Annotated in this window: 13 protein-coding genes (1 of these 13 cut by a window edge); 10 read left to right on the forward strand and 3 right to left on the reverse strand. The window is 71.6% G+C overall.

The features are described 5' to 3' along the window. Positions 1–20 precede the first annotated feature (20 nt). The 4 genes from AB3X07_RS00960 to AB3X07_RS00975 all read left to right on the forward strand — a co-directional run bounded on the left by AB3X07_RS00960 (position 21) and on the right by AB3X07_RS00975 (position 7,108). On the forward strand, positions 21–1,490 hold the full coding sequence (locus AB3X07_RS00960) for a DUF3375 domain-containing protein (protein ID WP_369941937.1): 1,470 nt from the start codon (positions 21–23) through the stop codon (positions 1,488–1,490). Next, positions 1,477–2,178: a DUF4194 domain-containing protein gene (locus AB3X07_RS00965; protein ID WP_369941939.1), complete on the forward strand. Its 702-nt coding sequence runs from the start codon at positions 1,477–1,479 to the stop codon at positions 2,176–2,178. The genes AB3X07_RS00960 and AB3X07_RS00965 overlap by 14 nt, the downstream gene beginning before the upstream one ends. A gap of 86 nt (positions 2,179–2,264) precedes the next feature. Then, positions 2,265–5,924, forward strand: a complete 3,660-nt coding sequence (locus tag AB3X07_RS00970) for an ATP-binding protein (RefSeq protein ID WP_369941941.1) — start codon at positions 2,265–2,267, stop codon at positions 5,922–5,924. A 5-nt stretch (positions 5,925–5,929) separates the two neighbouring features. Then, positions 5,930–7,108 carry a Wadjet anti-phage system protein JetD domain-containing protein gene (locus tag AB3X07_RS00975; RefSeq protein WP_369941943.1) on the forward strand — a complete coding sequence of 393 codons (1,179 nt, stop codon included), beginning with the start codon at positions 5,930–5,932 and terminating at the stop codon, positions 7,106–7,108. A 39-nt stretch (positions 7,109–7,147) separates the two neighbouring features. Here AB3X07_RS00975 and AB3X07_RS00980 read toward each other — a convergent pair whose 3' ends face one another. Then, positions 7,148–7,921 carry a sulfite exporter TauE/SafE family protein gene (locus AB3X07_RS00980; protein WP_369941945.1) on the reverse strand — a complete coding sequence of 258 codons (774 nt, stop codon included), beginning with the start codon at positions 7,919–7,921 and terminating at the stop codon, positions 7,148–7,150. Positions 7,922–8,018: 97 nt separating this feature from the next. Between AB3X07_RS00980 and AB3X07_RS00985 the strand changes: the two genes are divergently transcribed. Together AB3X07_RS00985 and AB3X07_RS00990 are read left to right on the forward strand one after the other, a co-directional pair. Beyond that, positions 8,019–8,411: a YchJ family metal-binding protein gene (locus AB3X07_RS00985; RefSeq protein ID WP_369941947.1), complete on the forward strand. Its 393-nt coding sequence runs from the start codon at positions 8,019–8,021 to the stop codon at positions 8,409–8,411. 102 nt (positions 8,412–8,513) lie between these two features. Further along, positions 8,514–10,205 carry a sensor domain-containing diguanylate cyclase gene (locus AB3X07_RS00990; RefSeq protein ID WP_369941949.1) on the forward strand — a complete coding sequence of 564 codons (1,692 nt, stop codon included), beginning with the start codon at positions 8,514–8,516 and terminating at the stop codon, positions 10,203–10,205. Between the two features lie 43 nt (positions 10,206–10,248). On the opposite strand, the gene AB3X07_RS00995 is transcribed toward AB3X07_RS00990, so the two are convergent. Next, positions 10,249–11,172, reverse strand: coding sequence for an IS110 family transposase (locus AB3X07_RS00995; RefSeq protein ID WP_369941951.1), 924 nt, complete (start codon positions 11,170–11,172; stop codon positions 10,249–10,251). Between the two features lie 362 nt (positions 11,173–11,534). Here AB3X07_RS00995 and AB3X07_RS01000 point away from each other — a divergent pair, with 362 nt between their 5' ends. From AB3X07_RS01000 to bphP, 4 genes are all read left to right on the forward strand, one after another. Then, positions 11,535–13,847, forward strand: coding sequence for a lytic murein transglycosylase (locus tag AB3X07_RS01000; protein WP_369941953.1), 2,313 nt, complete (start codon positions 11,535–11,537; stop codon positions 13,845–13,847). A 695-nt stretch (positions 13,848–14,542) separates the two neighbouring features. Then, positions 14,543–15,793: a TCR/Tet family MFS transporter gene (locus AB3X07_RS01005; protein ID WP_369941955.1), complete on the forward strand. Its 1,251-nt coding sequence runs from the start codon at positions 14,543–14,545 to the stop codon at positions 15,791–15,793. Between the two features lie 168 nt (positions 15,794–15,961). Continuing rightward, the gene (locus AB3X07_RS01010; RefSeq protein WP_369941957.1) at positions 15,962–16,567 is read left to right on the forward strand and encodes a biliverdin-producing heme oxygenase; all 606 of its coding nucleotides are present in this window, start codon (positions 15,962–15,964) and stop codon (positions 16,565–16,567) included. Beyond that, positions 16,564–18,459, forward strand: a complete 1,896-nt coding sequence (gene bphP / locus AB3X07_RS01015; RefSeq protein WP_369941959.1) for a bacteriophytochrome BphP — start codon at positions 16,564–16,566, stop codon at positions 18,457–18,459. The genes AB3X07_RS01010 and bphP overlap by 4 nt, the downstream gene beginning before the upstream one ends. A gap of 19 nt (positions 18,460–18,478) precedes the next feature. Here the strand turns inward: bphP and AB3X07_RS01020 are convergent, their stop codons facing one another. Then, a protein-coding gene (locus AB3X07_RS01020) for a benzoate/H(+) symporter BenE family transporter (protein WP_369941961.1) crosses the window boundary here: on the reverse strand, positions 18,479–18,546 show its 3' portion. Its footprint extends 1,120 nt past the window's final position; only the last 68 of its 1,188 coding nucleotides appear in the window; its start codon lies beyond the right edge, outside the window; its stop codon occupies positions 18,479–18,481.

Here is an 18,546-nt window from a genome sequence, read left to right on the forward strand (position 1 = left end):
TTGCGCCGCGCTCCTTCGGCATGAAGCACCGCGCCCGTATCGCCCGCTACCGCACGCTGCGCGAGCAGCCGCTGTGGAAGCTGCTCGCCGCCGACCAGGCGCCGGAGGTGATCGGCCTGCTGCAGACCCTGCTGCTGGAAACGGAGCGGCGGCTGCCGGCGGCGGTGCTGCACGAGCGCCTGCAGCGCATGCTCGACGAGCTCAATGCCGACGAGCTGTCGCGCGAACTGCCGCGCACCGCGCAGGCCTACGTGGCGCACTGGCTGGCGCAGGGCTGGCTGGAGCGCCGGCTGCCGGACGGCGCGCAGCAGGAGGAGTACGAACTGTCCACCCAGGCCGCGCAGGCGATCCGCTTCGCCGATGGCCTGGAACACGCGCGCGGCGCGGCCACCGAAAGCCGCCTGGCGCTGGTGATGCAGCAGTTGGCGCAGTTGGCGGCGCTGACCGAGACCAACCCCGATGCGCGGCTGTCGGCGCTGCGCGACGAGCGCGACCGCATCGACGCGGAGATCGCGCGGGTGACCAAGGGCAAGGTCGCGGCGCTGGACGGCAAGCGCGCGCTGGAGCGCGCGCGCCAGGTGATCGCGCTGGCCGACGAGCTCACCGAGGACTTCCGCCGCGTGCGCGACGACTTCGAGCAGCTCAATCGCGATTTCCGCGAGCGCATCATCGACGACGAGGGCGAGCGCGGCGAGATCCTGGGCAAGCTGTTCGAGGGCGTGGACGTGATCGGCGACAGCGATGCCGGCCGCAGTTTCCAGGCGTTCTGGGCCTTGCTCAACGACGCCGAACAGAGCGCCCAGCTCGACGCGGCGCTGGAGACGGTGCTGTCGCGCGGCTTCGCGCGCAAGCTCGATCGGCGCGAGCGCGGTTTCCTGCGCGGCCTGACCGGCACCATGCTCGAACGCGGCGGCCAGGTGCACGACGTGATGCAGCATTTCGCGCGCAGCCTGCGCGGCTTCGTGCAGAGCCGCGGCTATCTGGAACAGCGCCGGCTCAACCAGTTGCTCAAGCAGGCGCAGGCCGAGGCGCTGGCGCTGCGCGACCACATTCCCGCGCAGCGCGGCATCGGCCGCGACCTCAACCTGACCACCAGCCGCCTGCGCTCGTTGGCGCAGTGGCGCCTGCACGACCCACGCCAGCAGCAGGTCGAGGGTGGCATCCAGCGCAACGAGGCGGCGGCGATCTCGCTGGACAGCGTCGGCGACCTGGTCGCGCAGTCGGAAATCGACTTCCGCAGCCTGCGCCGCGACCTGTTTGACCTGCTCGGCGAGCAGCCGCAGTTGTCCATCGCCCAGGTCCTGGCCCAGCGCGAGGCCAGCCAGGGCCTGGGCAGCGTGATCGGCTACCTGTCGCTGGGCACGCGCCATGGCGTGGTCGCCGCCGATCAGCACGAGATCGCGCAATGGCGCGGCGGCGACGGCCAGTGGCGCCGCGCGCGCATTCCGTTGGTGTGGTTCACCCAGGAGAAACGCCATGAACTGGCATGACGACACGTTGGATGGCGACCAGGAACGCGTGCCCGAGGCGGCCGACGACGCGGCGCCCGAGGCCGGCACCGGCCTGTTTCCTGGCGACAGCGGGCGCCTGCCGGTGGAGGCGCGACGCGCGCTGTGCCAGTTGCTCAGCGGCCCCAGCGTGGACGCGCAGCGCCACAGCAAGCTGTGGCCGGCGCTGTTGCGCAGCGAGGCGCCGATCCGCAGCGCGCTGGCCGACCTGTTCCTGGAACTGGTGCTGGACCGCGAGGCCGGCATCGCCTTCACCCGCCAGGCCGACACCGGCGAACTGGAAGCGCCGGTGCTGCTGCGCTCGGCGCCGCTGACCTTCATCGATTCGGTGCTGCTGCTGTACCTGCGCCAGCAACTGGCCGAGGCCGACGCGCGCGGCGTGCGCGCGGTGGTGGAGGAAGCGCAGCTCGGCGAGGCGCTGGCGGTGTACGAGAAGAATCTCTCCACCGACCGCGCCGGCTTCCTGCGCCGGGTCGGCAATGCCGTGCAGAAGATGAAGGACAACCACATCCTGACCCGCCTGCGTGGCGAGGACGACCGCTATGAGGCTTCTCCGGCGCTGAAGCTGCTGTTCTCGGCCGAGGACGTGGCCGCGCTGGCGCAGGTCTATCGCCAGTTGCGCGAAGGCCCGGGCGGCGAGGACGACGCCGAGACGACGCAGGACGCCTGAGCCGCGCCGGCTCGGGGTCGGTACCTTGCCGGCATCGGCATCGGCATCGGCTTGGTTCCGCGCGCCCCCGTCCCTAGACTGTGCGGATGAAATCCTCCGCTTCCACGCCCGCCCTGTTCGCCGGCGATCTGCCCGATCCACGTCTCCAGCAATTCCGCATGCGCCGCCTGCAGGTGCACAACTGGGGCACGTTCTCCGGCCTGACCGAGATCCCGATCGCGGAGCGCGGCTTCCTGTTCGTCGGCCGTTCCGGCTCGGGCAAGTCCACCCTGCTCGATGCGATGTCGGCGCTGCTGACGCCGCCGAGCATCGTCGATTTCAACGCCGCCGCGCGCGAGGCCGAGCGCAGCGGCCGCGACCGCAACCTGGTGTCCTACGTGCGCGGCGCCTGGGCCGACCAGCACGACAGCGAATCGGGCGAGATCGCCACCCAGTACCTGCGCAAGGGCGCCACCTGGACCGCGCTGGTGCTGGAATACCGCGACGGCGAGCACCGCGTGGTCAGCCTGGTGCGGCTGTTCTGGATCGCCGGCAACGGCACCGCCGCGGCCGACGTGCGCAAGCACTACATGGTGGCCGAGCGCGCGTTCGACATCGCCACCGACCTGGACGGTTTCGACCTGGACCTGCGCAAGCTCAAGCAGCGCCTGCACGACGTGCACCATTTCGACAGCTTCGCCGGCTATGCCGAACGCTTCCGCCACCAGCTCGGCATCGGCAACGAGATGGCGCTGCGGCTGCTGCACAAGACCCAGTCGGCGAAGAACCTCGGTGACCTCAACGCCTTCCTGCGCGGCTTCATGCTCGAGGAGCCGAAGACCTTCGACGCGGCCGAGCGGCTGGTCGGCGACTTCGCTGAACTCGACGGCGCGCACCAGGCGGTGGTCACCGCGCGGCGCCAGGTCGAGACCCTGCTGCCGGCGCGCGCGCACCACGCCGACCTGATGGCGGTGCGCCGCCAGCGCAGCGAACTGGACGAACTCAAGCTCGGCATCGACAGCTACCGCGAGCAACGCCGGCTGGCGCTGCTGGATGCGCGGCTGCAGGAACTGGATACCCAGGACCGCGGCCTGGCCGGCGAGGAAGGGCAACGCCGCGCCGCGCTGGAGAACCATCAGCGGCGCCTGGACGATCTGGAAGCGCAGCGCCGCGCGCAGGGCGGCGAGCGCATCGATGCGCTGGAACGCGAGCGCGGCCAGCTCGAAGCCGAGCGCGACCGCCGCGCCGCCAAGCGCACCCAGGCCGAGCAGGCCTGCCGCCAGCTCGAGCAGACCCTGGCCGGCAGCGCGCATGGCTTCGCCGAGCAGGCCGCCCAGGCGCGCGCGGCGCTGGAGGACGGCACCCGCGCGGCCGCCGAACTCGACGAGGCGATCGGCCAGCGCATCGCCGGCAAGGCCGAGGACGCCAAGCGCTTCGCCGAGGTGCGCGCCGAGATCGAGGCGCTCAAGCGCAACCCCTCCAACATTCCCGCGCCGATGCAGGCGCTGCGCGCGCGCCTGAGCGCCGACACCGGTGTGCCCGAGGCCGCCCTGCCGTTCGTCGGCGAGTTGCTGCAGGTGCGCAGCGAGGAATCCGACTGGCGCGGCGCCATCGAGCGCGTGCTGCACGGCTTCGCGCAATCGTTGCTGGTGGACGAGCGTCACTATGCCGACGTGGCCGACTGGGTCAATCGCACCCACCTGGGCATCCGCCTGGTCTACTACCGGGTCCGCGACAACGAACACGCGCTGGCGGCGCGCGCGCCGGCCGCGGGTTCGCTGCTGCACAAGCTGGAGGTGCGCGAGCACGCCTTCGCCGGCTGGCTGCGCCGCGAACTGGGCAAGCGCTTCGACTACGACTGCGTGGACAGCGCCAAGGCGTTGCGCCATGCCGAGCGCGCCATCACCCGCGAAGGCCAGGTCAAGCATCCGGGCGAGCGTTACGAGAAGGACGACCGGCATGCGGTGAACGACCGCCGGCGCTGGCTGCTGGGGTTCGACAACCGCGACAAGCTGGCCTTGTTCGAGGAAGAAGGCCTGGCGCTGGCGCAGCGCATCGCCGCCTGCGACGCCGACGTGGCCGCATTGCGCGCGCGCCGCGAACGCGACGGCGCGCGGCGCCTGGCCCAGCACACCCTGGCCAACCTGGCCTGGGACGAGATCGACGTGGCCGCGCCGCTGCAGCGCCTGGACGACATCGCCACGGCGCTGCGCCAGTTGCGCGAGGGCGACGCCAACCTGCGCGCGCTGGGCGAGGCGATCGACCATGCGCGCGCCGACATCAAGCAGGCCGAGCGCACCTTCGAGGGCGTGCGGACGGAGCGCATCACCCTCGGTGCCGAACGGTCGCGGCTGGAAAAGCAGCGGCTGCACTGCGCCGACGCGGACGCGCGCGTGGTCACGCCCCTGCAGCGGCAGGGATTGGACGAGCGCCTCGCGGGCCTCGGCGTGCTGAGTCTGGACAATCTCGAGGCGCATTTCCGCCAGATCGGCAATGCCCTCGTCGAGCAGACCAGCGCCAGCGACAAGGAACACAACCGCCTGGAGCAGCTGCTGCTCGGCTGCTTCCGCCGCTATTGCCAGCAGTGGCCCGAGGACAGCGGCGATTTCACCGTGAACCTGAGCAGCGCCGAGGATTTCCTCGCGCGCCTGCAGCGCCTGGAACGCGATGGCCTGCCGCAGCACGAGGCGCGCTTCTTCGAGCTGTTGCAGAGCCAGAGCAAGAACAACCTGCTGGCCCTGCAGCGGCATACCGCCGAGGCGCGCAAGTCGATCGCCCAACGCCTGGACGAGGTCAACGCCAGCCTGGAACAGGTGCCGTTCAACCGCGGCACCTTGCTGACCATCGAGCTGAGCGATCGCCGCCTGCCGGAAGTGATCGAGTTCCACCAGCGCCTGCGGGACGTGCTCGGCCATCACCAGACCGAGCAGCGCGAGCTGGCCGAACAGCAGTTCGCGGTGCTGCGCGAACTGGTGCGCAAGCTCGGCTCGCAGGACGGCGAGGACAAGCGCTGGCGCGAGCTGGTGCTGGACGTGCGCCTGCACGTGGAGTTCGTGGGCGTCGAACTGGACGCCGCCACCCGCCAGCAGGTGGAGATCTACCGCAGCGGCGCCGGCAAGTCCGGCGGCCAGCGGCAGAAGCTGGCCACCACCTGCCTGGCCGCGGCGCTGCGCTACCAGCTCGGCGGCGAGGACGGCGAACTGCCACGCTACTGCGCGGTGGTGCTGGACGAAGCCTTCGACAAGGCCGACAACGAGTTCACCGCGCTGGCGATGAACATCTTCGAGAACTTCGGCTTCCAGATGGTGGTGGCCACGCCGTTGAAATCGGTGATGACGCTGGAGCCGTTCATCGGCGGCGCCTGTTTCGTGGAGATCAGCGGCCGCCACGATTCGGGCGTGCTGCTGATCGAGTACGACGAGCAGGCGCGCCGGCTCAAGCTGCCCGAGCGCACGCGCGGCGCGACCGCGGCGGATGCGCCCGCGGCCGTGGCGGAGACGGAGAGGGCGGACGCCGAACAGGCGACATCGGCGCCGCAGCGCCTGCGTGCGCACAGCGCGTCGGTGGTGCGCGCCGCGGCTGCCGATGCGGTGATGTCCGATGCCGCCGTCGCCATGGTCGCCGCCCCGCAGCGCACGCCATCCCAACCGAAGCCCGAGCCTGCGGCCAAGGCCAAGGCCAAGCCGAAAGCCAAGCCGAAAGCCAAGACCAACCCCAAGGCGAACGCCAAGGCCCGCGACAAGGCCAAGACCAACACCAAGGCCTGACCCGCATGGCGCGCGCCACCGCGATGCTGCTGCCCGATGCCGCGCTGGCCGCCTTGCGCGCGCAATGGCGGCTGCATCGCGGCGCCTGGTTGCTGGGCGAGGCCGCGCCGCAGCCGGTGGCGCTGCGCATGCCGACCCAGGCCCAGGCCAGCGCCGGGTTCGAGGCGTTCGGCGCCTGGCTGCGGGCCTGGCGCGACACGGCGTTGCCAGGCCAGGTGCAGATGCGCGAGGTGAAATGGCCGCAGCTCGGTCCGCAACGCCTGCCGTGCGCCTGGCAGGTCGGCGCCGATGAGGCGGCGCTGGCGCTGGGCGAACAGCCGCGCTGGCAACGCGCGCGCCAACGCTGTGCCGTGCTCCTGGCGCGCTGGCCGCAGGCCGCCGGGCTGGCCGCGCGCCTGCACCGTCAGTTCGACCTGCTCGCCGACGCGCCGGAATCGGAGTTCCAGCGCCTGCTCGCCGTGGTCGATTGGCTGCATGCGCATCCGCACAGCGGCCTGTTCCTGCGCCAGTTGCCGATCGCCGGCATCGACAGCAAATGGATCGAGCCGCGCCGCGGGGTCGTCGCCGATTGGCTGGCCGGACTGCGCGGCATCGCCGAGCCGCGCGGCTTCGACAGCCTGTCCGGGCTGCGCCGCGCGCCCGACCGGGTGCGCCTGCGCCTGCTCGATCCGGAACTGCGCGCGCGGCTCGGCGGGTTGGAGGACCTGCAGGCGCCGATCGCGCAGATCGCCGCGTTGCGGTTGCCGGTGCGGCAGGTGCTGATCGTGGAGAACCGCGAGACCGGTCTGGCCTGCGCGGATCTGCCAGGTACGCTGCTGTTGATGGCGCGCGGGTATGCGGTGGACTACGTGCGCGCCATCGACTGGCTGCAGGAAGTGCCGCTGTACTACTGGGGCGACATCGACACGCACGGCCTGGCGATCCTGCATCGCCTGCGCCGGCATGCGCCGCGGACGGTCGCGCTGCTGATGGACGCGGCCGCCCTGCGCGCCACGCCATCGGACCTGTGGGGACACGAACGCCGCCAGCATCGCGCGCAGCGGCTGGAGGCGCTCACCGCCGCGGAGCAAGCCCTGTACACCGATCTGCGCAGCGGCCGCTTCGGCCCCGCGCCGCGCCTGGAGCAGGAGCGCATCGCCTGGGACTATGCGTGGCCGCGCATCCGTGCCGCGCTGGCCGGCTGACGCAACGCCGCGCGGCCGATCCTGCGCCGCCGGCTGCGCTCAGCGCAGCAGCTCCCAGCCCATCTTGCCGATCAGCACCACCACCAGCACCAGGAACAACTGCCGGATCAGCGGCGTGCCGCCGCGCAGCGCCAGCCGCGTGCCCGCCACCGCGCCGGCGACATTGGCCACGGCCATCGGCACCGCCGCCGCCAGCAGCACCTTGCCGCTGGGCACGAAGAAGCACAGCGCGGCGAGGTTGGTGGCCAGGTTGACCACCTTGGAGGCGGCCGAGGCGCGCAGGAAATCCAGGCCGAAGAAGCGGATGAACAGGAAGATCAGGAAGCTGCCGGTGCCGGGGCCGAAGAAGCCGTCGTAGAAGCCGATCGCCGCGCCCATCGCCAGTGCGATCGCCAGTTCGCGGCGGCCGATGTGGCGCGGCCGGTGCAGCGCGCCGAAGTCCTTCTTGACCAGCGTGTAGGCCAGCATCGCGATCAGCAGGACCAGGATCAGCGGCCGTACCGCCTGTTTCGGCAGCAGGCTGACCGCGGTGGCGCCGAGGAAGGAGAACGCGAACGCGGCCGCGGTGGCGTACAGCACCGGCCGCCACGGGAAGCGCACATTGCGCGCGTAGCGCCAGGCCGATGCGCCGGTGCCGGCCATCGCGCTGAACTTGTTGGTGCCCAGCAACAGCGCCGGCGCCTGCTGCGGCAGGGTCGCGAACAGCCCGGGCAACTGGATCAGGCCGCCGCCGCCCGCCGCCGCATCCACCAGCCCGGCGACGAAGGCGATGCACAGCAGCCAGGGCAGTTCGGCGGGGATCAGCTCCAGCAAGGCGGGGCTCCGTGCGATCGGGGGGCGCCAGCATAGCCGCATCGGCGCGCCGGACCGCGGGCGTGCGCCATGGCGCCGCAGCCGGCACAATCGACGCATGTCTCCGTCCGCACCACGCCTCGCCGATCCCTGTCCCTGCGGCCGCCCGCGCGACTACGCGCAGTGCTGCGGGCGCTACCATGCCGGCGCCGCCGCACCCGATGCCGAATCGCTGATGCGCGCGCGCTACAGCGCCTACGTGCGCCGCGATGCCGACTATCTGCGCGCCAGCTGGCACCCGTCCACGCGCCCGGCGGATCTGGAACTGGATACGCACACCACCTGGCTCGGCCTGACCGTGCAGCGGGTCGTCGCCAGCGGTGCCGACAGCGCCGAGGTCGCGTTCCTGGCGCGCTATCGCATCGGCGGCGGCAGCGCCGTGCGGATGACCGAACACAGCCGTTTCGTGCGCGAGGACGGCCATTGGTACTACCTGGACGCGCTGGACTGACGCCATGGCCAGGCCTGGCATCAGGTTTGCGTGGGCCTGGCGGATGATGTCGCAGTGTCCGCCGTTCCTACAGCCGTGATGTCTTTTCTGGGGACCGCGCGCTTGGCCCGGTTGCGCCGCTGGCGCCGCGATGGCTGGGCATTCCTGTGCGGCTGCCTGCTGCTCGCCAGCCACGGCGCCGTGGCGGCACCCGCGCCCATGCCGGCGCTGGAAGGCGCCTGGCGTCCAGTCGTCGCGGCCGACCGCGGGGTGCCGCCCTCGCGTACCGATCCCGCCCTGCAACGTTTCGATCCGACCCGGCTGACCTCGTTGCAAGGCGGCGAGGCCGGCGCCTGGGTGTTGCTGTGGCCGGCGCAGGGCCATTGGCCGCCGGCGCCGTGGGTGCTGGAAGTGCCCGGTCCTGCATTGCAGCGGGTCACCTTGTTCGCACCGGCCGCCGGCGCGGTGCCCCAGCAACATTGGTTGATGCGCGACGACCCGCAGGCGTTGCCCGGCAACGGCCGTCTCGGCTTCCGCATCGAGGTCGCCCCACCCGCCGGGCAACCGCTGCGGCTGTGGGTGGACCAGCGCGGGGTCATGGCCGCGGCGCTGCGTTTCCAGTTGCGCAGCGAGTCCGACTACCTGCGCCAGGACGGCCGCTGGCTGGTGGTCGCCAGCCTGAGTTTCGCGATCATGCTGAGCATGGCGGCGATGGCGTTGGTGTTCGCCTGGCGCCTGCGCGAGGCCACCTTCCTGTACTACGCCGTCTACGTGCTCGGCTACGGCCTGGTGATGGCGCTGGAGACCGGCTACGTGGTGCATCCGCTGGGCCTGGAGACGATCGGCCAGGCCGCACGGTTCTGGGGTCGCCTGGGCGTCACCACGTCGATCGTGGCGGCGGTGCTGTTCCTGGAACGCTTCGCCGACCTGGCGCAGTACCTGCCGCGCGCGCGGCGCTGGCTGCGCGGCTACGCGCTGCTGGTGGCGGTGATCGCGCTGCCGGCGCTGCTGCCGCTGCCGTGGCTGGAGACGCTCGGCCGGGCGCTGGTCAACCCGCTGCTGATCCTCGGCGGACCGCTGTTGCTCGGCATCGCCGTGGCGGCGGCGTGGCGCGGCTCGCGCTACGCCGGGCTGTTCCTGCTCGGCTGGACGCCGCTGCTGCTGGTCACCGCGCTCGGCAGCCTGCAGGGCTTCGGCATGGTGGCGCACTGGACGTGGAGCGAAGAGGCCGCACTGGCCGCCGGCGCGTTCGAGGCGCTGGTGCTGTCGCTGGGCCTGGCCGAGCGCAGCACCTCGCTGCGCCGCGACCGCGACCAGGCGCGGCAGCTGGCCGACCTGGATCCGCTGACCGGCCTGTTCAACCGCCGCGCCTGGCACGAGCGCCTGACCGCGCTGAAGCAGGCCACCCGGCGCCGGCGGCAACCGTTGGCGCTGATGTTCCTGGACGTGGACCACTTCAAGCGGCTCAACGACCGCTACGGCCACCGCGCCGGCGACGACGGCCTGCGCGCGCTGGCCCAGGCGCTGCGTGAGGAATTGCGCGGCGACGATCTGATCGGCCGCTACGGCGGCGAGGAATTCGTGATCGCGCTGCCCGGGATCGACGCGGCGCAGGCCACCCCGATCGCCGAACGCATCCGTGAGCGCTTCCGCGCCCAGGCCGCGCTGGCGTTTCCCGAGCTGCAACCGACGGTGAGCATCGGCGTGGTCCAACTGCGCCCCGGCGACGATGCCAACAGCCTGGTGCAACGCGCCGACGAGGCGCTGTACGCGGCCAAGAGCGGCGGCCGCAACCGCGTGGTCGTCGTGCATTGAGCGGGCGCCAACCGGCCGCAAGCAACCCTGTAGGAGTCAACTGTCATGCAGCAGCGATGACGGGAGGCGGGTAAGAGGCCTGATCGCGTGCGATGGCATTGAGCCAGCGCAGGAACTTGTGCATGCAGGCGACGATGGCGACCTTGGACGGCTTGCCTGCTGCCTTCAGGCGTGCATAGGTGTTGGCTAAGGGGGAGCCGGCGCGGATGGAGGCCCAGGTGGCCATGTACAGGACCCGTCGCACGTCGGCGCGTCCGCCGGTGATGCGGCGTTGGCCTTTCCAGCCACCGCTGTCGCGATTGAACGGGGCCAGCCCGACCAGGGCGGCGAGCTTGCGCGGCGGCAGCGTTCCCAGTTCCGGCAGCCGTGCGGCCAGGGTGGCGCGCAGGATCGCTCCGACCCCAGGGACCTTGGGCAGGGTCGAACATGTTCTGGCCTGTTGCTCGACCTGCCGGTCCAGCGCCCGGATCTGTTGATTCATCAGGGCGATGACCCGCTCGCACTGGTGGCGCACGTCGGGACTGGTGATGTGATCCAGGCGGCGCCGGTGGGCATCGCGCTGGCCGACCACGGTGGTGCGCAGGTCGAGCAGTTCGCGTAGCTGCTGCAGGTGCTCTGGCAGCACGGTCGTGGGCGTGGTCGGGATGTGCTCAGCCGCGATGGCCAGCAGCCGCGCGTCCAGGGCGTCGGTCTTGGCATGCAGGCCCAGTGCGTTGGCCAACGCACGCGGGCGCTGGGCAGACATGCGCACCGCCGGCAGGTCGGCCTGGCGCAGAGCCCGCAGCACCGCCGTCTCATAGCCGCCGCTGGCTTCCAACACGATCCGCTCACAAGCCATCGTGGACAGACGCTGGACCAACTCACGCCGTCCTTGCAGCGTGTTGGGCTGGGTCCAGGCCAGTCCGTCCGGCTGCACATGGATGACCAGTTCGGCCTTGGCCACATCGATTCCGACAAAGCGCCGCATAGACGTTCTCCGCAGTAGACTCAGGGACGAGAGCGCTCCTGCCGATGCCCACGCTTGTGAGGTTCGAGTTCGCGGCTCGGGCAACTGTTCGGGCTTATCAGGCAGGAGAAACGGAGTGCGGCGGCACTGACTCCTACTCGTGCTCGTTTGGCACTGCGGCTAAACGGCCTGCCGCACTCCGCTCTCACCTACAACGATAAAGCCTAGTAAGACACAAGCGGCTTTAGCCGCGACGAGGCGTTCCTTGTAAAGCCCGTCGCGGCTGAAGCCGCTCCTACAACAGCGCGGCTGCGACACCACGTGAGCCGCCCATTCCCCACGGTTGTTTATGATGTCCGGCCTGCCGTTGGCGAGGAATTCCGATGATGCGTTTCGCCTGGGCCCTGCTGCTGGCCGCGCCCTGCGCCGCCGCGCAGACCCTGCCCGCGCCGCCGACGCCGGTGGCGCCCGACCCCGCCTTCGTCGGCTGCCTGTCCACGCTGCGCACGGCTGCCGCCAAGACCGGCGTGACCGCCACCGCGTTCGACCGCTTCACCGCGAACGTGCAGCCGGACATGAGCGTGCTGCCGCTGCTGGACGCGCAACCGGAATTCACCACGCCGATCTGGGACTACCTGGCAGCGCTGGTGGACAGCGAGCGCGTGGCCGATGGCCGCGCGCTGTTGGCCACGCACCACGACCTGATCGCGCGGGTGGCGCAGCAGTACGGCGTCGATGCCGAAACCGTGGTCGCGGTGTGGGGCGTGGAGAGCGACTACGGCCGCCTGGCCGGCAAGCGCCCGCTGCTGGTGTCGCTGCTGACCCTGTCGTGCAACGGCCGCCGCCAGCCGTTCTTCCGCGGCGAACTGTTCGCGCTGCTGAAGCTGCTGCAGGCCGGCGACCTGCAGCCCGAGGGCCTGACCGGCTCTTGGGCCGGCGCGTTCGGGCAGACCCAGTTCATGCCCAGCACCTATGCGCGCGTCGCCGTCGACGGCGATGGCGATGGCCGCCGCGACCTGGTCGCCAGCATCCCCGATGCATTGGCCTCCACCGCCAACTACCTGAAGCTGGCCGGCTGGCAGAGCGGGCAGCCGTGGGGCATGGAGGTGAAGCTGCCGGCCGGCTTCGACCCGGCCCTGGCCGGCCGCACCCAGCGCCGGCCGCTGTCCGACTGGCGCGCGCGCGGGCTGACCGCCAGCGACGGCAGCGCGCTCGAGCTGCCCGCGCTGGCACCGCAGACGCCGGCCGCGGTGCTGCTCCCGGCCGGCGCGCAAGGCCCGGCGTTCCTGGTGTTCCGCAACTACGACGCGATCTACGCCTACAACGCCGCCGAGAGCTATGCGCTGGCGATCGCCCTGCTGTCCGACCAGCTACGCGGCAAGCCCGGCCTGACCGCCGCCTGGCCCACCGACGACCCCGGCCTGGGCCGGCCCGAGCGGCGCGCATTGCAGACCCTGCTGCTGGCGCGCGGCCACGACATCGGCCAGCCCGACGGCATGATCGGCAGCGCCACCCGCCGCGCGATCCAGGCCGAACAGCAGCGCCTGGGCCTGCAGCCGGCCGACGGCCGCGCCGGGCAACGCATCCTCGATGCGCTACGCCGTGAGGCGTCCGGCATGCCGGCAGCGCCGGCCCCGGCCGCGCCCGCCATTCCCCGGACCGTTCCGGCCACCCAGACGCCTGCTGCCACGCCGGCCGCCCCGGCCGCACCCGTGCCTGCCGGCGCGCCATCGCCATCGCCGTTCGGCGGCAAGCCCGCGACCAGCTTCCGCGTGCCGGCGCGCTACCCGGCCTTCGTCCAAACCCCCGCGCCACGGAGCATCCATCCCATGTCCGAGATCCCCGGCCTGAGCACAGGCGACTTCCACGGTTATCCCTCGCTGCTGGTGGAGACGCCGCAGTCCACCGCCGCGATCAGCCTGTTCGGCGGCCAACTGCTGTCGTTCGTGCCCAAGGGCGGCACCGACGTGATGTGGCTGTCGCCGAGCGCGCAGCCCACGCCAACGCCGATCCGCGGCGGCACTCCGGTGTGCTGGCCGTACTTCGGCCGCCAGGACCAGCGCGACGACGTGCCGGCGCACGGCTTCGTGCGCACCGTGCCGTGGCAGTTGCGCGATGCGCGCCGCGAGGCCGACGGCAGCATCGTGCTGACCCTGGCGCCGCCGGACTTCGACGACCTGCCGCTGCGCCTGCGTATGCAGTTGCACATCGGCGCCACCCTGGAGCAGCGCCTGATCACCGACAACGTCGGCACCGCCCCGGCGCGCTTCACCCAGGCGCTGCACAACTATTTCCGCGTCGCCGACGCCACCCAGGTGCGGGTGCAGGGCCTGGACGGCCTCGACTACCTGGACAAGTTCGAAGGCTACGCCACGCCGCACCGCCAGCACGGGGACTGGAGCCTGCAGGATCCGCGCGATCCGGGCCGCAGCGACCGCATCTACACTGGCGCCGGCGGCCGCTACACGCTGCGCGACCCGGGCCTGCAGCGCCGCATCGAGATCGCCACCGCCGGCAGCCGCACCCTGGTGGCCTGGAACCCGGGCGAGGCCGGCGCGCAGAAGATGGCCGACGTCGGCGCGCACTGGCGCCAGTTCGTCTGCCTGGAGGCGGCCAACGCCGGCCCCGACGTGATCGACCTGGCCCCGGGCGCGCAGCACGTCCTGCAGCAGACCATCGCGGTCGCCGCGCTGTGACGGCACGGGCCGTGGTCTCCGTTCGCCAGGCCTGCGCCGGCGAACGTTGGCCGCGGTCCGTCGCCACGACGCGTTCGGCCAACCAGCCGTCGTGCATGCCGATACGCAGTGCCCCATGTTTCTTGTGGGAGGGACTTCAGGGCACCTCTGACAACGTCGGACAGTGCCCTGTAGGGGCGGCTTCAGCCGCGACGGGCTCTACCGGGAACGCTTCGTCGCGGCTGAAGCCGCTCCTACAGGGCGTGCTGCATCCGGTTGGTTGTGGCGAAAGCAGGCGATTGGACGTGCCCTTCCGTCCCGACGCGCCTCCCGACGTGATGGCGCACACGGCGGCCCGATGCGCTCGACCTAAGCCGGCGCACGCTGCCCCCAAGCCTGTCGCCATACCGCATTCGACCCACCCAGCGACGTGCCCGCCGATCGCAAGCGCGCTGCGGGCTCCTTATGGGAGGGACTTACGTCCCGACGCGCAGCTCCGGCAGGCAGCGGCGCCGACACTTCGCCGTGATCTCCCGTGCGCAACGACGTGCGCATGGGAAGGACGCGGCGTCACCACCACCCCAGCGTGTCCCGGTCATCTCCGACCCACGGCTTCCGCGTCGCATCGCCGGCCATCCACTTCATCGCAACCTCTCCCACCGTTCCCCGCAACGCGACGCCGCCGCTTACACTGCCGCGTCCGTCGGAGAGTCGCCGTGCCGTCCTCGCCTCCTGCCGCGCGCACCCGCCGCGCCGCCCTGATCTTCATCTTCATCACCTTGCTGATCGACGTGCTGGCCTTCGGCGTCATCATCCCGGTGCTGCCCGGACTGGTGCGCGGCTTCACCGGCGGCGATTTCGCCGCGGCGGCCAAGTGGGTCGGCTGGTTCGGCTTCCTGTTCGCCGCGCTGCAGTTCGTCAGTTCGCCGTTGCAGGGCGCGCTGTCCGACCGCTACGGTCGGCGCCCGGTGATCCTGGCCTCGTGCCTGGGCCTGGGCGTGGACTTCGTGGTGATGGCGCTGGCGCAGAGCCTGCCGCTGCTGCTGTTGGCGCGGGTGGTGTCGGGCATCTTCTCGGCCAGCTTCACCAGCGCCAACGCCTACATCGCCGACATCACCGCGCCGGACAAGCGCGCCAAGGCCTACGGCATGATCGGCGCCGCGTTCGGACTCGGCTTCGTGGTCGGCCCGCTGCTCGGCGGCTGGCTCGGCAGCTACCACCTGCGCGCGCCGTTCTGGTTCGCCGCCGGGCTGGCCCTGCTCAACTTCCTCTACGGGCTGTGGGTGCTGCCCGAGTCGCTGGCGCCGGAGCGGCGCACCCCGCGCCTGGACTGGGCGCACGCCAACCCGTTCGGCGCGCTTCGTCTGCTGCGTCGCTACCCGCAGGTGTTCGCGCTGGCCGCGGTGATCTTCCTCGCCAACCTGGCGCACTACGTCTATCCCAGCGTGTTCGTGCTGTTCGCCGAATATCGCTATCAATGGGGTCCCAAGCAGGTGAGCTGGGTGCTGGCCCTGGTCGGGGTGTGCAGCATCGTGGTCAACGCGCTGCTGGTCGCGCGCGTGGTGCGCCGGTTCGGCGAGCGCGGCGCGCTGCTGTTCGGCCTGGGCTGCGGCGTGGCCGGCTTCGCCATCTACAGCGTCGCCGGCAGCGGCGCGATGTTTCTGCTCGGGGTGCCGATCAGCGCGCTGTGGGCGGTGGCCGGGCCGTCGGCGCAGGCGATCGTCACCCGCCACGTCGGCGCCGATGCGCAAGGCCGCGTGCAGGGCGCGCTGATGAGCCTGGTCAGCCTGGCCGGCATCGTCGGGCCGCTGCTGTACACGTGGGTGTTCGCGCTGTTCATCGGCCGCCACGCCCCGGCGCATCTGCCCGGCGCGCCGTGGCTGCTGGCCGCATTGCTGCTGGCGCTCGGCTGGGTCCTGGCCTGGCGCGCCGCGCGCCTGCCCGAGCGTGCCGCCGCAGCCGTGTAGGGCGCCGGACCGCCGACCCAGCGCGCCGGCGGATGAATCGCTCAGGTTGAGGCGCGACAAACCGGCGCATCGCTGCGCGTGTCGCCTGGCGCCGCGCATTCATGATGCTAGGCTGTGTGGCCTATCCGCCGTCGCGGCCTGCCAGGCTGCCTCAGACCGCACGCCGTCATGATGCCGCTTCCCGACGGGGCCGCCGCGCCTCCGCCCGCCACCGTCTCGCGCCTGCTGCGCGAGGCCACCGCGCAGCAGCACCAGGCCGTCGAACGCCTGCCGGCCATGCGCGCGTTGATGCACGCGGCCTTGTCCGTGGACGACTACATCCAGGTGCTGCGCCGCCACCACGCCGTGCTCGCCGGCTGGGAACGGCGCGAGTCCGCCTGGCTGCATGCCAGCGGCGATGCCGACTGGCGCTACCAGCCGCGTGCCGCGCTGCTCGAACAGGATCTGGCCGCGCTGCATGCGCCGCCGCCAGCGTCGGCAGTGCCGCCGCCGGCGCACGGCAATGGCGGCCGCTGGGGCATGCTGTACGTGGTCGAAGGCTCGCGCCTGGGCGGCCGGGTGATCGCCCGGCACCTGCGGCAGACCTTGGTCGAGGCGACGCCGGCACTGACCTACTTCGAGCTCGGCCACGCCGAGCCGGCGAGCTGGCGGCGCTTCCAGCAGCGCCTGGAGCAGGCACTGCCGACCACGGCCCTGCGCCAGGCCGCGGTCGACGGCGCACGCGCGATGTTCGCGCACTTCCACACCCACCTTGCCCTGGAGACCGCCGCATGAGCGCTACCGCCGCCCCGCTGGACATGGAGGCCTGCGCGCGCGAGCCGATCCATATCCCCGGTTCGATCCAGCCGCACGGCGTGCTGCTGGTGATCGAACCCGCCGATGGCCGCATCGTGCAGGCCAGCACCACCGCCGCCGACCTGCTCGACATGCCGCTCACCGACGTGCTCGGGCAGCGCTACGAGGCATTGCTCGCGGTGCAGGCGCCGACCGAGGTGTCCGAGAGCACCCACCTGGCCTACACCGACGTCGACTTCCCCGGCCGGGCCACCCCGCCGCGGCAGCGCTGGGTCGGTGCCTGGCATCTGTATCCGGAGCAGTGGCTGCTGGAACTGGAGCCGCGCGACGCGCCGCTGGCCGACGCCACCTTGCGCGAGGCCTTCCCGATGCTGCGCCGGCTGGAGGCCGACAACAGCATCGACGAGGCCTGCCAGCGCGCGGCCAAGAGCCTGCGCACGCTGATCGGCTACGACCGGGTGATGATCTACCGCTTCGACGACGAGTGGAACGGCGACGTCGTGGCCGAGGCGCGCGCGCCGGAGCTGGAGTCCTACCTCGGCCTGCACTATCCGGCCAGCGACATTCCGGCGCAGGCGCGCGCCCTGTACCTGCGCAACCGGGTGCGCCAGATCGCCGACGTCGGCTACGTGCCCGCACCGATCCAGCCGACCCTGCATCCGCGCCTGCGCACGCCGGCGGACCTGAGCGACGTCAGCCTGCGCAGCGTCTCCCCGGTGCACCTGGAATACCTGGCCAACATGGGCGTCACCGCCACCCTGGTGGCCTCGATCGTGGTCAACGACGCGCTGTGGGGGCTGATCGCCTGCCACCACTATCGCCCGTACTTCTGCAGCCACGAGATGCGCGACGTCACCGATGCGCTCAGCCGCGCGCTGGCCGGGCGTATCGGCGCGCTGACGGCCGTGGCGCGTGCGCGCATCGAATCGGTGCTGCTGACCGTGCGCGAGAAGCTGATCACCAACTTCAACGAAGCCGAGATGCTGACCGCGGACATGCTCGACGACATGGCCTCGGACCTGCTCGACGTGGTCGATGCCGACGGCGTGGCGGTGTTCCACGGCGAGCACGTCACCCGCCACGGCACCGTGCCGGCCGTCGCCGACCTGGCGCGCATCCGCGAGCAGATCGAGTCCAGCCACCACGAAGCGCTGCGCCACGATGCGGTCGGCGCGCTGCACACCGACCAGATCGGCGACACCTTCCCGGATCTGGCCGACCTGGCGCCGCTGGCGGCCGGCTTCATCTTCGTGCCGCTGATGCCGCAAGCGCGCAGCGCGCTGCTGTGGACCCGTCGCGAACAGGTGCGCACGGTCAACTGGGCCGGCAACCCGCAACTGTCCAAGCTGCAGGACATCCCCAATTCGCGCCTGTCGCCGCGCAAGAGCTTCGACCTGTGGCAGGAAACCGTGCGCGGCCGCGCGCGGCCCTGGTCGCCGTTGAGCCTGGAGTCGGCGCGCAGCCTGCGGGTGCTGATCGAACTAATGGAACGCAAGCGCTTCCAGCAGGACTTCGCGCTGCTGGAGGCCTCGTTGTCGCGGCTGCGCGAGCCGGTGGCGATCGTCGAGCGCGGCAACGACGGCCGGCCCAGTCGCCTGGCCTTCGTCAACGAGGCCTTCGCGACGCTGTTCCAGCGCGAGATCGCCGAACTGATCGGCAGCGAGCTGGAGCAGCTGTACGCCAGCGACGCGGTCCCCGCCGAGACCCAGCGCATCGCCACCCTGCTGCGCCAGGGACGCGCCGCCTACGTGACCTTGCCGCTGCGCATCGAGTCCGCCGCCGCGGTGCACCGCCAGTTCGATTTCGAACCGCTGCCCAGTCCGTCCGGCGTCTCCACGCATTGGCTACTGCAGCTGCGCGACCCGCGCTGAGTGCACGGGCGGCGCCTGCTCAACGCGGGCGCCGCCATAGCAGCGAGGTCGCCGCGCCGGCCAGCAGCCCCCAGAACGCCGCGCCGA

Source organism: Xanthomonas sp. DAR 35659 (assembly GCF_041242975.1).
Taxonomy (GTDB): Bacteria; Pseudomonadota; Gammaproteobacteria; order Xanthomonadales; family Xanthomonadaceae; genus Xanthomonas_A; species Xanthomonas_A medicagonis.